The sequence below is a fragment of the Oscillospiraceae bacterium genome, assembly GCA_015065085.1.
GTDB lineage: Bacteria > Bacillota > Clostridia > Oscillospirales > SIG627 > SIG627.
This window is the reverse complement of the sequence record SVQW01000003.1, coordinates 150,959-165,636: the sequence shown is the minus strand read 5'-3', so window position 1 is coordinate 165,636 and position 14,678 is coordinate 150,959. Positions and strand designations below refer to the sequence as shown.

At 40.5% G+C, this 14,678-nt stretch carries 14 protein-coding genes and 1 tRNA gene; 8 read left to right on the top strand and 7 right to left on the bottom strand.

Annotated features, from left to right (window positions below):
- On the top strand, nucleotides 1-289 hold a 289-nt coding region (locus tag E7588_04415), incomplete at its 5' end, for a site-specific integrase (GenBank protein MBE6688509.1).
- An 84-nt stretch (nucleotides 290-373) separates the two neighbouring features.
- Here E7588_04415 and E7588_04410 read toward each other — a convergent pair.
- Nucleotides 374-462: transfer RNA gene (locus tag E7588_04410), tRNA-Ser, on the bottom strand.
- A gap of 243 nt (nucleotides 463-705) precedes the next feature.
- Between E7588_04410 and E7588_04405 the strand changes: the two genes are divergently transcribed.
- From E7588_04405 to E7588_04385, 5 genes are all read left to right on the top strand, one after another.
- Entirely contained in the window at nucleotides 706-999 is a 294-nt protein-coding gene (locus E7588_04405; GenBank protein ID MBE6688508.1) for a hypothetical protein, read from the top strand.
- A 99-nt stretch (nucleotides 1,000-1,098) separates the two neighbouring features.
- Complete coding sequence (locus E7588_04400; GenBank protein ID MBE6688507.1) at nucleotides 1,099-1,773, top strand: DUF3990 domain-containing protein; 675 nt, start codon at nucleotides 1,099-1,101, stop codon at nucleotides 1,771-1,773.
- Nucleotides 1,757-2,398, top strand: a complete 642-nt coding sequence (locus tag E7588_04395) for a helix-turn-helix transcriptional regulator (protein ID MBE6688506.1) — start codon at nucleotides 1,757-1,759, stop codon at nucleotides 2,396-2,398. Before E7588_04400 ends, E7588_04395 begins: the two co-directional genes overlap by 17 nt.
- 125 nt (nucleotides 2,399-2,523) lie before the next feature.
- The gene (locus tag E7588_04390; protein MBE6688505.1) at nucleotides 2,524-4,311 is read left to right on the top strand and encodes a DUF262 domain-containing protein; all 1,788 of its coding nucleotides are present in this window, start codon (nucleotides 2,524-2,526) and stop codon (nucleotides 4,309-4,311) included.
- Between the two features lie 403 nt (nucleotides 4,312-4,714).
- Nucleotides 4,715-6,163: a recombinase family protein gene (locus tag E7588_04385; protein ID MBE6688504.1), complete on the top strand. Its 1,449-nt coding sequence runs from the start codon at nucleotides 4,715-4,717 to the stop codon at nucleotides 6,161-6,163.
- On the opposite strand, the gene E7588_04380 is transcribed toward E7588_04385, so the two are convergent.
- From E7588_04380 to E7588_04370, 3 genes are read right to left on the bottom strand one after another with little or no spacing between them, the layout of a single operon-like run.
- Complete coding sequence (locus E7588_04380; GenBank protein ID MBE6688503.1) at nucleotides 6,138-6,284, bottom strand: hypothetical protein; 147 nt, start codon at nucleotides 6,282-6,284, stop codon at nucleotides 6,138-6,140. The two genes, E7588_04385 and E7588_04380, sit on opposite strands and share 26 nt — an antisense overlap.
- Nucleotides 6,284-6,562, bottom strand: a complete 279-nt coding sequence (locus E7588_04375) for a spore coat protein CotJB (GenBank protein MBE6688502.1) — start codon at nucleotides 6,560-6,562, stop codon at nucleotides 6,284-6,286. The genes E7588_04380 and E7588_04375 overlap by 1 nt, the downstream gene beginning before the upstream one ends.
- Complete coding sequence (locus tag E7588_04370; GenBank protein MBE6688501.1) at nucleotides 6,541-6,924, bottom strand: spore coat associated protein CotJA; 384 nt, start codon at nucleotides 6,922-6,924, stop codon at nucleotides 6,541-6,543. Before E7588_04370 ends, E7588_04375 begins: the two co-directional genes overlap by 22 nt.
- 69 nt (nucleotides 6,925-6,993) lie before the next feature.
- On the opposite strand from E7588_04370, the gene E7588_04365 reads away from it, so the two are divergent.
- Nucleotides 6,994-7,338: a hypothetical protein gene (locus tag E7588_04365; GenBank protein MBE6688500.1), complete on the top strand. Its 345-nt coding sequence runs from the start codon at nucleotides 6,994-6,996 to the stop codon at nucleotides 7,336-7,338.
- Nucleotides 7,339-7,402: 64 nt separating this feature from the next.
- Here E7588_04365 and E7588_04360 read toward each other — a convergent pair whose 3' ends face one another.
- The 3 genes from E7588_04360 to murI all read right to left on the bottom strand — a co-directional run bounded on the left by E7588_04360 (nucleotide 7,403) and on the right by murI (nucleotide 10,291).
- Entirely contained in the window at nucleotides 7,403-8,167 is a 765-nt protein-coding gene (locus E7588_04360) for a glucosamine-6-phosphate deaminase (GenBank protein ID MBE6688499.1), read from the bottom strand.
- An 18-nt stretch (nucleotides 8,168-8,185) separates the two neighbouring features.
- Entirely contained in the window at nucleotides 8,186-9,364 is a 1,179-nt protein-coding gene (gene nagA / locus E7588_04355; GenBank protein MBE6688498.1) for an N-acetylglucosamine-6-phosphate deacetylase, read from the bottom strand.
- A 138-nt stretch (nucleotides 9,365-9,502) separates the two neighbouring features.
- Entirely contained in the window at nucleotides 9,503-10,291 is a 789-nt protein-coding gene (gene murI / locus E7588_04350; GenBank protein ID MBE6688497.1) for a glutamate racemase, read from the bottom strand.
- A 239-nt stretch (nucleotides 10,292-10,530) separates the two neighbouring features.
- Here murI and E7588_04345 point away from each other — a divergent pair, with 239 nt between their 5' ends.
- Entirely contained in the window at nucleotides 10,531-14,658 is a 4,128-nt protein-coding gene (locus E7588_04345; GenBank protein MBE6688496.1) for a hypothetical protein, read from the top strand.
- Nucleotides 14,659-14,678 lie beyond the last annotated feature (20 nt).

The following is a 14,678-nucleotide window of genomic DNA, read 5'->3' as shown; positions in this document are numbered from 1 at the left end:
GTGGATCGGCTATGTTATGGTAGATGAGCTTGGAAATTTAATAAAGCCAGACTACATAACTGAGTCTTTCCCAAGACTACTAAAACGACACGGAATGCGACGGATAAGATTTCATGACCTTCGACACACGAGTGCTTCGCTGCTTCTCAGCAGAGGAGTACCGCTGAAGGATATCCAGTTCTGGCTCGGACACAGCGATTTTTCTACAACAGCAAATACATATGCTCATCTTGATTCAAGTTCAAAAAAGGCATCTTTAGAAGCGCTAGCCGGAGTGGTACACTTTTAAGCAGTGTAAGGGCTGTTTCCAAAGGTTTTTCCCGAGTTTCCAAAAGAAAAACGAGGCTCTTGCTTTTGCAAAAACCTCGTAAAATGGCGGAGAGGGCGGGATTCGAACCCGCGTGAGATTGCTCTCAAACTGATTTCGAGTCAGCCCCGTTATGACCGCTTCGATACCTCTCCCAATCTATTTCAACAGTTCAAAACCCGAAAGTTTTTGGAAACTTTCTTTGGAAACTGCTAAAAACTAAAATATTAAATTTTGAAAAAAGCCCGTAAAATAAAGGGTTTTGAGTGGTAAGACTACCACAGACACGGATGGATTTCGAGTCATATCAGTAATGACCACTTATGTACATCACCGTACTCAACACAAAAATAACAGTACGAATTTTACATATATAATTTCAAGAAAGGAGTGCTATTATGAACGCACATATAATTAATGCAGTATCAGGAGCAATAATCTCTCCTATGGTTGACAAACTATGCAAAAAAGTTTCGGTGGAGGAGGTAAGAAATCTTTATAGTTCTCTTGAATTTATGATTGAGAACGAAATGACACAAGACGCATTTTCTTTGTTACATATAATTATAAAAACTTCAGGAATTCGTTTGCCGGAAGAGTATCGTTGCATTGTTGACAATGAAAAACTGCGAGCAGACTTCGTTGAGGAAGCTATCTCAGACTTGGAAGATATACTTTACGATTTAGAATAATAAATGTTTTTTCACAAACTCCCACAGAGGTCTTGACAAAATACTTCTGTGGGAGTATAATGTAAATGTATAACTCTACAGAAGTATGGAGGTGCAACAATGAGTACGTTGACAATATATCATGGCTCGCCTGAAATCATTGAAAAACCTCAGTTCGGCAAGGGTAAAACCTATAACGATTACGGCAGAGGATTTTATTGCACAGAGCACATTGAGCTTGCAAAAGAATGGGCTTGTACCGAAGATGTTGACGGCTTTGTAAATAAATACGAGATAGATTTGTCTAGCCTTAAGGTTTTAAATCTTTCCTCAGGCGAATATACCATTTTACATTGGCTTGCGATTTTGATGAAGAACAGAAAGGTTCGTTTATCTACTCCGGTTATGAAACGTGGTCGTGAATGGCTTATCGATCATTTCATGCCCGACACAGAAGGCTATGATGCAATTATCGGCTATCGTGCTGATGACTCGTATTTCTCATTTGCAAGAGCTTTTGTTAATAACGAAATTTCACTCAATCAGTTATCTTACACTATGCGTCTTGGTAAGCTTGGAGAACAGGTTGTTTTGAAAAGCAAAAAAGCATTCGATGAGATTAAATTTGTGTCGTATGAAGTTTGCGACAATACAATTTACTATGCAAAGCGCAAGGCAAGAGATGATGAAGCAAGAGAAGCATTTAATGCTGAACTTGAAAAAGAAGATTTAAATGGATTGTTTATGAGAGATATTATTCGTGAGGAGGTAACCCCTGATGATGCACGCTTATGATGAACAATATTTAGACGATGCAATGCGAAATCTTGGTGAAGCTGCAGATTATGCGGTCAATGCTTGTAAGATGAGCTTGGAAAAATTCTTTGATTTATTTGTTGCAACCGGATTTGCTACACAGTTTGGAAATGGTGTACCAAAAATTGTTTCAGGATTGTCAGGGACAGAGCTTGTTCATGAAATTATTATAAAGGCAGGTATTGAGCAAGACCTCCCGGAAGTACAGACAGAATATGATTGTTCTCCTGAGTATTGGTGCGGTTGGATTGTAGCTTATTATCAATGGGATACGGGCAGAACATTTAAAGATATATTTCAGAATGTATCCGCGAAAGAAATCGAAAAACTCTATCCAACACTTCACGAAGCATCAGAAGAAAAGTTTGTTGATGTTGTAAATTCAATAATTGAGAGAAAAACCACAACAACAAAGTTGCAGGAACTTCGTAAAAATATCGGATATTCTCAAAGAGAACTTGCCGAGAAATCAGGAGTAAACTTAAGAACATTGCAACAGTACGAACTAAAAGCAAAGGATATAAATAAAGCAGCAACAACCACTCTTCTTGCACTTTCAAAAACACTTGGGTGCAAGATTGAAGATTTGTTGGAGACTGTATGAGATGCAGAAAATACTATCTGCAATCAAGCAGTTAACTGTATTTGCTGGTTACCAAAAATCAAGTGAAAAGAATATTTTATTTTAAGGATCGATAAACTATATAAAAAAGAAAGGATATTTTATATATGATTTTTCGACCTACTAATAGCAAGGAGATTCGGTATATGAATATAAAAACATATGATAAGACTATAAAAGAATTACTTTTATCTGGAAAACAGTTTATAATCCCTAGGTTTCAAAGGGCATATTCTTGGGAAAAGAATAATTATAAAGAATTTTTCGAGGATATACTTAATTGTTTAACAATAAAAAATGGGAAGGTCATCATTGATCAGTATTTTTTAGGCACTATGCTTTTTGTTGGAGATTATTCAGAAAGTAATGCTTCAAAAATAGAAGTAGTTGATGGTCAACAGAGATTGACCTCTATCACAATTTTGTTTTCCGCTTTATCTGATACATTCATAAAATTAGGAGAAAGTGTACTTAGCGAACAGATTTTTAAATATATCATGACAACGGATGATGATGGTGAAGAGGTTAGAATTTTACAAAGCAATAGTCACTACCCGTTCTTTTCGTTTTTTATACAGGACAGAAGCAAGCAGATTAAACAAGAACCATCATCTGAAGAAGAGGAATGTATTAAAGATGCTTATAATTACTTTTTTGACAACCTTGATGAAATAAAAATTAGAAAATTTCTTAAAAACAATTTTGGAGATAAAGAGGTTGATGAAATTCCATATATCGAAATATTAAAAGGTATTCGAGATCAAATTTTAAATACGATTTTTGTATCAATATCTACCTTTGATAAGAAACAAGCAAATTTAATTTTTGAAATACTTAATGCAAAAGGAAAAAGACTAACGGATATTGATTTAATAAAAAATAAAATCTTTGAAGTTCTTGATGATATTGAGCCTGCAGACATTGCGCAAGAAAAATGGAAGAATCTAAAATCAATTTTGAATTCTTGTCAAGAGAGTGTTGGTTTAGCTACATTTTATAGGCATTTTTGGATATCAAAATACAAAAAAGTTTCTGATAAAAAATTGTACAGTAGCTTTAATTCAATGATCACTCCTAAAAACAAAGAAAGATTTTTAACATTTTTGAATGAATTGGAATATGATGTAAAGAATTATATTAAAATCATTCATCCCGTACGTGATGATTATGGCAATAGAAAAGAATATTTTGGATTAGTTCAGAGTTTAAATGTTTTAACAAACTATTTTGGTATAATACAAGTAAGAGTAGCATTATTGGCTTTGTTTGAAATAAAAGAAAAGAACCTATTAACTTTAAAAGAGTTAAAAGAAATCGTTGTAAAACTTGAAAATTTTCATTTTGCCTATAATGCAATAGCTGTATTACCAACAAATAAATTAGAATCGCTGTATTCTAATTTTGCGATCAGTTTGCGTAGATGTGCAGATAAAGCACAGGTTAGAAGTATTGTTGCTAACTTAATGAGTGAAATTGATAATCTGTATCCGAGTTACCAAGAGTTTGAAGATAATTTTGTGAAGCTTACATTTTCAAAAAAAGAAAATCCTTCAAATGTCAAGACAAAATATACCTTGAACAAGATCAATTCATATTATTCAAATGCTGAAACATTTGATGACGAATCTAGCATTGAGCATGTATTAAGTGAGTCACTTGGAGACACCACGCTTAATATAGGGAATCTGATTGTACTAGAGGAAAGATTGAATAAAGAAGCAGATAATTTGAATTATAAGAATAAAATTGAGATTTATAAAAAATCATCGTATGAATGGATGCATAAGTTTATTGAAGCGCATGATGATTGGAATGAATCTAAATTAGTAACTCGTGCAAAAAGTTTGGCTAAATTATATTATTCTGCAATACTTGGTAGACAATGCGAAGAATAAGCATAAATGTAAATAGTATATGCAAACGGCGGCTGACGAAAGTTAGTCGCTTTTGCTTTTAACGATCGGTTATGCCGGTCGTTTTTTTATGCGCAAAAGCAGAAAGTACATTGTTATTTAAGTTGAAATTGAAACATAAAATTATGAGAGGTGGTAGTAATGAATGAGTTTGTGGTTGAACTCTTCGTAGCAAGTGATGATGAGCAGGATGTAATGCTCTCAAGCTTAAATAAAGATGAAATGGAACAATGGAAAAAAGATATGGAGGCACGAGCATTGAGCGAATACCATAACCAAAAAATTAAAATTCAAAGCAAAAAAATTTGATTTCAAAAAGCGGCATTGATACAATAATCGTATAGAATAAATAGTTGCCGTTTTTCATGGAAGGAGGTTAAACAAAATGAAAGTAGCGGCAGCTTACATACGAGTTTCTACTGATGATCAGCTTGAGTACAGTCCTGACAGTCAGTTGGAAAAAATAAAACTCTATGCGGAAAAAAATCAAATTTTATTGCCTGAAGAATTTATATTTGTAGATGAAGGCATCAGCGGAAGAAAAACAAAAAACAGACCTGCATTTAATGAGATGATAGGTTTGGCAAAATGTAATCCGAAACCGTTTGACGTTATATTAGTTTGGAAATTCAGTCGATTTGCACGAAATCGTGAAGACAGTATCGTTTATAAATCTATGCTCAGAAAAGAGCGTAATATTGATGTTGTATCTGTTAGCGAAGATATTGGTGATGATAAATTATCTATCCTTATAGAAGCTATTATCGAAGCAATGGACGAATTTTACAGTATCAACCTCGCTGAAGAAGTAAAACGAGGAATGACAGAAAAAGCAAAAAGAGGCGGTGTTCTTTCTATTCCCGGATTTGGCTATAAGGTTGAAAATGGTGAATATGTGATTGTTCCTGAAGAAGCAGAGATTATACGTAAAGTTTTTAATGACTATCTGAACAAAAAGGGCTTTTTAACAATTGCAAAAGAACTGAATGCTATGGGAATAAAAACACATCGGAACTGTAAGATTGAGAACAGAACCATAGACTATTGGCTTCATAATATGTTGTACATAGGAAAAATCTGTTGGAGTCCAAACGGTAAACGCTCAAGAAACTATAATTTGGAAGATATGATTATCAGCGGTGGACATCACGAACCTATTATAGATATGGAAACCTGGGATAAGACACAGGAAAGATTGGTTAAGCAAAAAGAAAAGTATGGCAAGTATTATAATTCTAATCGTAAAGATTTATCTCACTGGTTAACCGGATTATTAAGATGTGAGAAATGCGGAAAAGTTTTGTCTTATCAGGGAGGTTACTTCGGCTGTTCAGAGCGAAGCAGAGGAAAATGTGACGGAGTTGGATATATAAAAGCAGAAAAAATAGCTAATATCATTCTCAACATTTTATCCGAAATAGAACTACCAAATGTTGAACTGGAATTTGCTGAGCCTAATTCTGCTCGGGAAGTAAATATCAACGATGACAATAGGATTATATCTGCACAAATTCAAAGACTTGAAATTCGTTTGGAACGAGTAAAGCTTGCTTATGAAGATGGTGTAGATACTCTTGAAGAGTACAAAGCAAAGAAAAAAGCTATTACAGATGAAATTGATAAGCTGAATGAAATGCTTGAGCAAGCTCAGGAGGAAGAACCAAAAGAAGAAGTCAAGCTAAACAAAAAAGAGCTTCGCAGATTGACCGAGGTTTTGAAAGATGCTGATGTAAGTAATATGGAAAAGAACAACATGGCAAGGACAATTTTCAAAGAAATTATAAAAGGCGGAGATGACGTGAAACGGCTTAAATGCGTGTTTTGGCGGCATTAGCTAGGCTACTCAAACATTTGCAGTACGCTCCACCTAACTGGCTGATTATCATGTTTGCCAAGTTGGGGTTGGGACGGGCAATTTTTACGGGATATTGGAGTCGTTTTTCATATGTCCACATTAGTTGTTACCTCCTTTTTCCCAGGGCTGAGGACCATTTGTCCATGCCCAGCTTTCGGCAGGGACATACTGATATGCGCATAAGGGACCGAATTTTGCTACATACTCATTCATCAGCTCGCAGCGCATTTTGTGCAGCTTTTCGTAGTGGCACATTGCTTCGCGGTCACAGGGATGAGTGTCGAGAAATAAGCGGGTATCATCCATGCAAAAGCTGATTATGTCAATTTTTCGCTGTAAAATATCGCGTTCGCACATTATAAATGTCCTCCTTTGCATCCGCAGAAGGGGAGATCCAGTTGTTTGAAGATGGTGCCGGATCTGAATCCCTGCTCGAAATCGTATATGTCACACCATTTCTGTATGCCGATAGAGGAAATGGCGAGAGGTACTTCTCTTGTGCATCCGCATGACTGTGCGGGGGTGTAGCCGCATTCGTTGCAATTATCCTTGCGGTTACATTCGCAGGTTGTGCCGTGCGCATGATGATGGGTGTGATGCTGCATATCGCCATCGCATCCGCAACCGCCGGAGCGTTCAGAACGATTGAAGTGAGGCAGAGTGCTGTAAGCGGATAAATTTGTCAGACGTCCGTTTCTTTGAAGCATTCTGGTGTTATCCAAAAATAAAACCCCTTTCATTATTGGAACTTTTTAGTTCCTGATATAGTCTATGTAGCAAAGAATGAAAATGACACAAAGGGGATTAATATGGCGAAAATTGTCAGAAAGATAAACGGGGATTTTTACAGTATTCTCAACACTGTGGTACAAGGGATACAAGAAAGCAGTATGTCCGTAACGCTGGAGGAGATGAGCGATTTCAGCGAAAACGGCGCAAAATGCAGTGTGAGAGTTTTTGAGCGTTACAGCTATATGGGCGGCAATCGGGTGAGCATGAGTATTACGCTGTTCCAAAGCGGAAACGGTCCTGTTAATCTGTGCGCCGTGACCTCGGGCGGAAGTCAGGCAGTGTTTTTCAAAATCAACACCATAGGCGAAGAAGCTTTCCTTGATAAGCTTGCGGAAATATTGAACAGGGAATATCCGCAGTAAAGCAAAAAATATAAAAAAACCACTTGACCTCTGTCAAGTGGTTTTTTATGTTGATATAATAAGGTCAAAGCACGTATCTTGCGCTGTCTGCATCGAGATAGAGTGTTGCGTTTTTGTGGGTGCGCAGGATTGATGCGGGGCAGGCGGTGACGATTTCTCCGGTGAGAGTTGATTTTACCGCGTTTGCCTTGGTAGGTGCGGGAACGATGCAGAAAATGTTGTCCGTGTTGATAAGACGGGGGATGGTAAGACTGAGTGCATGCGTGGGAACAAGGTCGATGGAAGCGAAGCATCCGTCGTTTACCTGCTGATTGCGGCACACCTGATCCAGTTCAACAACCTTTACAGAGAATGGGTCGTTGAAATCGGCAACAGGAGGGTCGTTAAATGCAATGTGACCGTTTTCACCTATACCCATGCACACGATGTCAATAGGAGCGGCGTTGAGAAGCTCGGAGTAGCGCTTGCATTCTGCCTCGGGGTCATCACACTGACCGTTGAGGTAGGTTACGGACTTGAAAGGGGCGAGGGAGAAAAGTCTGTCGCGCAGAAAATTGCCGAAACCCTGGGGCGCATCCTTGTCAAGACCGATGTATTCATCCATGTGGAATGCGTTGATTCTTGTAAAATCAATGCTCTTGTCGTTCACCAAAGAAGCGAGAAAATCGTTCTGACTGGGAGCGGCAGCGAAAATCATGCGTATTTCATCCTTTTCGGAAAGAAGCTTTTTTATAGCCGATTTTGCATCGGTCGCGGCATCTGCGCCCATCTCGGCGCGGGTTGCAAAAATCTTTACTTTGAGATTGTCCTTGAAAAATTCTTTAAGCATGGTGTTATCCTTTCGAGTTTACTTTCTGTAAACGGTGTTTCCGCCTACTATGGTGTATTTAATATCAACATTTTCGTCAAAGACTGTTATGTCTGCATCAAAGCCGGTAACCAGTATACCCTTGCCCTTGAGGTTGTGGGTGACGGCAGGGGTGCGGGTCATCATTTTTACTGCATCGCAAATTCCGCAGTCGGCGTGCTGAAGCATGTTGCGTACCAGCCTGTCGGTGGTGGCGATACTGCCTGCAAAACAGGAACGGTCGGGCACCTTGGCAACACCGTCCTCGATAATACATTCGCTTCCGTTTTTAAGACTTCCCAGTATTGTGAGATTTCCCTTGCCGGGCATTTCGCCTCTGGAGGAGTCGGTTGTAAGACATACCTTGTCCGCACCCTTTGCTTTGTAAATGTAGCGCAGAAGCGACGGCGGAAGGTGGCATCCGTCGGCAATTATTTCAACAGTAAAGTCATCCAGTATATATCCTGCCTCGATAACACCGGGGAAGCGATAGGAATTTTTGCGTACCAACTGAGACATACCGCTGTAAAAATGTGTAAGATGTGTGTAGCCGTGCTCGAAAGCCTCAAGAGTCTGTTCATAAATCGCGTCGGTGTGTGCGATGGAAGCTACAATACCGCGCTTGTACAGCTCATCGCCCAGCTCCATAGCACCCTCAAGCTCACAGGCACAGTCAACTCGGATTATTTTATCGCAGTAGTCCAGGATTTTTATGTAGTGCTCGGGAGTTGGGTTCTTGAGAAACTGTAATGGCTGTGCCCCGCGCTGCTCTACCGAGAAGTACGGCCCTTCCAGATGAACCCCCGGCATACATGCCCCCTCGCTGTTCAGAGGAAGACATTTTTTGTAGTTGTCAAAAAAGAGGAACAGGTCATCATCCGTTCCCGCAGAGGTTGTGGGGAGAAGAGTGGTGGTTCCGTGCCGGGCGTGGGCTTTTGCGGGAATCAGGAATGCGTCGGTGTCGCCGTCCAGAAAATCCGCACCCCCGCCGCCGTGCAGGTGTACGTCTACAAAACCGGGAGTTACATAAAGTCCGCGGCAGTCGATGATATTATACGAGGCGTTGTCTGTTCTTGCCTTACCTACATAGGTTATTATTCCGTTTTCAAAGCTTACCTCACCCTCGTGTATGACACGTAGGGGAGTGACAATATTTCCTATAATTTTTGTGGGATTCATAAGAAAAAAACCTTTCTTGTGATTTATTCCAGTCAATTATAAACCCATTGCATTCGGTTGTCAAGAGAGGGTTGAGTTTTTGCAATGTTTTTTATATTAAACGCAAAGGCTGGCACGGATTTTCCGTGCCAGCAAAAATTATAGTGCATATCCGCTTACATCCACGATTTTTATTTCGTCCTTTGAAACCCTGAATCCCATAATATCTGCTGTTTCGTAGAACGCCTGGCTTATTTCGCTTACGTAAATGTCGGTTTTGCCATTTGTATCGGTGCGCGGGCTTTTTTGTGAAAGCTGAACAGCAGTTTCAAGCCCGGGGTTTATGTACAGGGCATCGGGGTAAATCTTTTTGAAGGTTTCGGTATAAATGGGGTAGTGCGTACAGCCCATTATAATTGTATCCACGCCTTGCTTCATGAGGGGGTCCAGATATCTTGCCGCCACCATTTCTGCAATGCTGTCGTCATACTGTATTCCGTTTTCAATCAGCGGAACAAGCAGAGGGCAAGCGACGCTGTCGACCAAAAGAGAGCCGTCCGCTTCATAAAGCTTGCGGGTGAAAACTCCGCTGTTTACGGTTGCCTGAGTTCCGATAACACCGATTTTTTTGTTTTTTGTTTTTTTGGCAGCAGCTTTGACCGCAAAATCAATAACGCTGTACACAGGCACATTGCAGCAATTACGCAATGTGTCATGAGCTACGGCACTTACGGTACCGCAGGCTATGATAATAGCATCAATTCTGTTTTTTATAAGAAAAGCTGCGTCTTCCTTTGCATATTTTATTATCGTGTCGTTGGAACGGGTGCCATATGGCACGCGCGCCACGTCACCGAAGTATATGTAGTCGTTGTGCGGCATTATTTCCATGAGCTTCGTGAGCACCGTCATACCGCCAAGACCGCTGTCGAATACACCGTATCTCATTATAATCTCTCCGTTAAGACTGAATACATTGTGATTGTATTTATCATTATATCATAATATGCTTAAAAAGTAAAGATGACGCGCAAAAATATTGCCGTGAATTTAACGGTTGTTTGTTTTTACAATATACTATTGACAAAATTCGATAAAAATGCTACAATATAATTGTATTATTATGTTGTTTAATGGATAGGTATACATAAATATAAATTTTTTGTTATTTAAGGCAGGATTACTTGATGAAAAAAATATGTACGCTTTTTACGGTACTGCTTTTTGCTTTATTGCTGTATACGGCTGTTTCGGCTGCGGAAGAATCCGCAAGCCCCAGACATATACCGCGAGTGGTTTCCATTGTTTTTGACGATTCGGGAAGTATGTACGAGGAAACCGACAGATGGGCATATACCAGCTATGCAATGCAGGCATTTACTGCAATGATGGGCGACGGCGATGTTTTATATATCACGTATCTCAATGATCCTCGCGAAACTGTCAGAATGGAATTTGCAAAATTAGGAAAGACGGACAAACAAAAAATTATAAATGATTTTTCCAATACCATGTTTGGCGGCTCTACTCCCGATAAACTGGCAGTGGGAGCGGCACAGCTGGAAAAAGAATACGAAAGATGCGGCGACGGTGCCAAGTATTACCTGGTCGCAATGGCGGACGGCGAGCTGGATCGCGGAGAGTTCTCAAGCTCACTTCCGCAGGCAGCTTCCGATGTGAAAATGAAGCTTGGCAATGCGGATTTTGAAGCTATTTACTTTTCCATGGCATCCAAGCAGACGATATCCGGTGTTGAATGCTATTATGCGACAACGGGCGAAGAAATTGTCAGCCGTCTCAAAGAAGTTTCCGCCGATATAATGGGACGTACCGATATAACCGATTCCTGCACGGTGTCGGGCGGTAAGCTTTCGTTTGAACTTAAGTATCCTGCACTCAGCGTTACTTTGTTTATACAGAAAAACGACACTGTTTTTGAAAATGTTACCATCCCGATACAGAAAGACGGCAAGGATGCTTTTTATGAGGCGGATACTTACTACGTCAACTGCCCCGGAAAAATAGTAAAAAATCCCAATAAAACACAGTATAATGAAAAGATTCCGAAAACTCTGCCACATGGCTTTGTAACTCTCATAACAGACCAAAGCTCTTTTGTTGCCAAGGGAAAATACGAGATTGATATTTCACAGTACAATCTGAGCAAAAACGATATTGTTGTACTTGCGGAGCCGGCTGTACGGGTAGGCTGTAAATATTACCCCGGCGACAGTGAAGAGCCCAGAGATTTTTCCGAAATCAAGGACCTTTTGCGCATAGGCGAGTCGGTAACCGTAAAATGCGGACTTTATGAGCTTAATCCGGACGGAACGCTGGGGGATGAGGTTCCCTCAGATGTACTTTCTCCCGATTATCAGCTTTATATAAACGATGCCGAGGTCACCAAAAAAATTCAGGGTAAAAAGAACGCATACCGTATTACCATGTCGGAGGAGTATGCGGAAAAAGAACTCAGAATAAAAGCGGTTCTGAAAAATTATCAGCCGTTTGTTCTGAAAGAAGAATTCGGCAAGCTTTCCGTAAAGCCGATTGTTGATACCTCGAAGAATTTCAAATCAGAAATCACAATTACAAAGCCTGATTTCCAAAAGCTCATGTCGGGCAAAATATCCGTTGAATTTCCGCTTATGTCGGTTGACGGCGGAATAATGAAGGACACAGAGATACGAGTTGCGGGTTATGACGGCTTGAAGTCGGGTAAGTGCTCCGATTGTGCATCGGTCAAGGGAAACAGTATTGTGTACACCCTTTTGCCAAGGGACAAAAAAATTAAGTTTTCATCCCTTCCGACGAATTTTACCGTATCGTTGCACGACAGCTTTGCTGATACAACTTTGATGCAGGTAAAGGTAAAGATAATACAGCCCGAGTACAAATTCAATACGCAAAACGGATTGGACGGCAAAAAGCTCAGCACCGAACTTCTGGAAAACAATACATCAAAAATCACATTTACTCTTGTTGCCGATTATGACGGTGACGGAAAATATACCGCACTTGACGAATATGACCTGAAAAACTCTGTTACAGACTTCAAGCTTGAAAAGGGCGGTTTTTCGGGAGATGACAAAAAAGACGGAGCAGAAATAAGCTTTGTTCCCGTGTACAAGGGTGGAGAAAAGGACGAGTTTTTCTCAACCGGGCATAAGGTTTATGCCCACGCCAAAATAGACGGCAATACGGTGACATCCGAAAAACTGGAATTTACCGTCAATAAGCCTGAGTATAAGCTGGAAGTGCAAAACGGAATTGCTTCCTCTCTTACGCTCAACACTCTTAAGACCAATACCGAAAAGATTACCTTTGTGATGACTGCGGATTATGACGGTGACGGAAAGTTTGAAAAGCTTTCGGAAAAAGACCGTGATGCATATAAGGAGCTTGAGGTGTATACCGGCAAGCTGCCCGGTAAAATCCAAACGGAATACGACGACGGTGAGCCGTCCGGCGTTTCCTTTACACCCTTTTACGATGACCAAAAGGATAAAAAAATACAGCTGATTTCTCTTGCCGATACACAGCATAAGATAACTGCCAAATCGGAAAAATTCGGTCTTTCGGCTGAAATTGAGCTTTCGGTCAGCAGTGTGGCGTACCGACTTGATGTGAAAAATGAAATAACAGAGTCGCTTTCGCCGGAGGCTCTGAAGGCAAATACCCAAAGAATAGTTTTTACCGTGCTTGCCGACTATGAGGGCGGGGGAGAATTCAAGCCGCTTGCCGATTGGGACAGTGCAATATACGACGGAATTAAGATAAATTCCGACGGGCTTTGCGGAAAAACACAAACAGAATATGATGCCGACGGCAAAGCGGTCGGTATATCATTCACACCGTTCTATGATGAAAAGAACGATAAAATCCCGCTGGGCGATCTTGTGGGCAGAACCTATACCGTAAAGGCGAGTGCAGATAAGCAGGGTATCAGCAATTCAGCATCGGTTACAGTGGGAAATATTACCTATAAAATAAGTGTAGTTAATGAAATTGACGCCCCCTTTACTCTTGACACCGTAAAGAGTAATACCAAAAAGATTGCTTTCACAATTCTTGCGGACTATGAGGGAGACGGAAAATTTACTTCTCTTGCAAAATGGGACAGCGCCGTATATGACAGGCTGATGTGTGATACAGGTAAGCTTCCCGGTGAATTTATAACAGAGTACGGCTCGGATAAGACCCCGGTGGGTAAATCCTTTATTCCTGTATACGACGAAAACAACAATAATGGTCTGGCATTTACCGAGGTTGCGGGAAAGAAACATACCGTTAAGGGGTATATTGACGGAACGGACATTTCGGCATCCGCGTCGGTAGAGGTGCTTGCACCTGTATACGACATAAAGGTGCTTAAGGACGGCATAACTTTTATTGATGTAAAGCTTCTTAAAAACAAAGAGGGTATTGAATTTGAAATTTCCCGAAATGACCGTGTGTTGAACGCTCCGGAGCTGGAGGGTCTTAAGCCGTATGATATTGTGCTCAGCAGCAACTCGGACAGTGTAAGCATAAATGCCGTAGCCGTACCGAAAGATGACGGAACGGCGTATCTTTCCTGCCAACCCACATATAACGGCTGGAAATTAATATCTCCCGTTTTGTGGAATTGGCGAAGTCTTTATAAGGTGACAGACGGCGATGTTCAGCTTACTCTCACGGTGGCTAATGCAAGCGCGACCGCGGACTTTCATATAGATACAGACCCGTTTTATTTCACGGTATTCCTTATTGTGCTTGCGGTAATCGCGTTTATAGCCTGGGTGATTTTCTGCTTTATGACACGTATGAGGTTCCCCTCCGGAACTTTTTACCGTGTAACCTTTGACCCTGACCCCATGGGACGAGGCTGGTGTGTCAGCACGGTTGAACGCAAAAAGGCAAATAAGGGACGCTTTGGAATGTTTTTCAGAAGTAAATTCCTTTTGCCCTTTGCACATCAGAAAAAGACGCTTTCGCTTTTGGACAGCACCAATAAAGCTTCTTTTGAGACCCAGAGAGGGGACAGCATGTTTGAATTTGTGTCCTTGCCTCACTGGAAGACCAAGGGCGGATTTATGTATAACACGGGAATCCTGGATGGCGGAAAAATACTCGGAATACTTGATGAGGATCCGGAGGTATTTTTTACGAACTCCGAAATTCACGGAACACCCATGATAAAGCAGGACGATTTTGAAATTATTTTCAAAATGGATTTCGGTACATTCCTGTGCGAAAGCAGTGATTCACCCCAGCAAAAGACAATTATTTTCTTCCTTTCCAACCGAATGGAAAGAGAATTAAGAGGAAATTAAATAATAAAAAACGAAATACA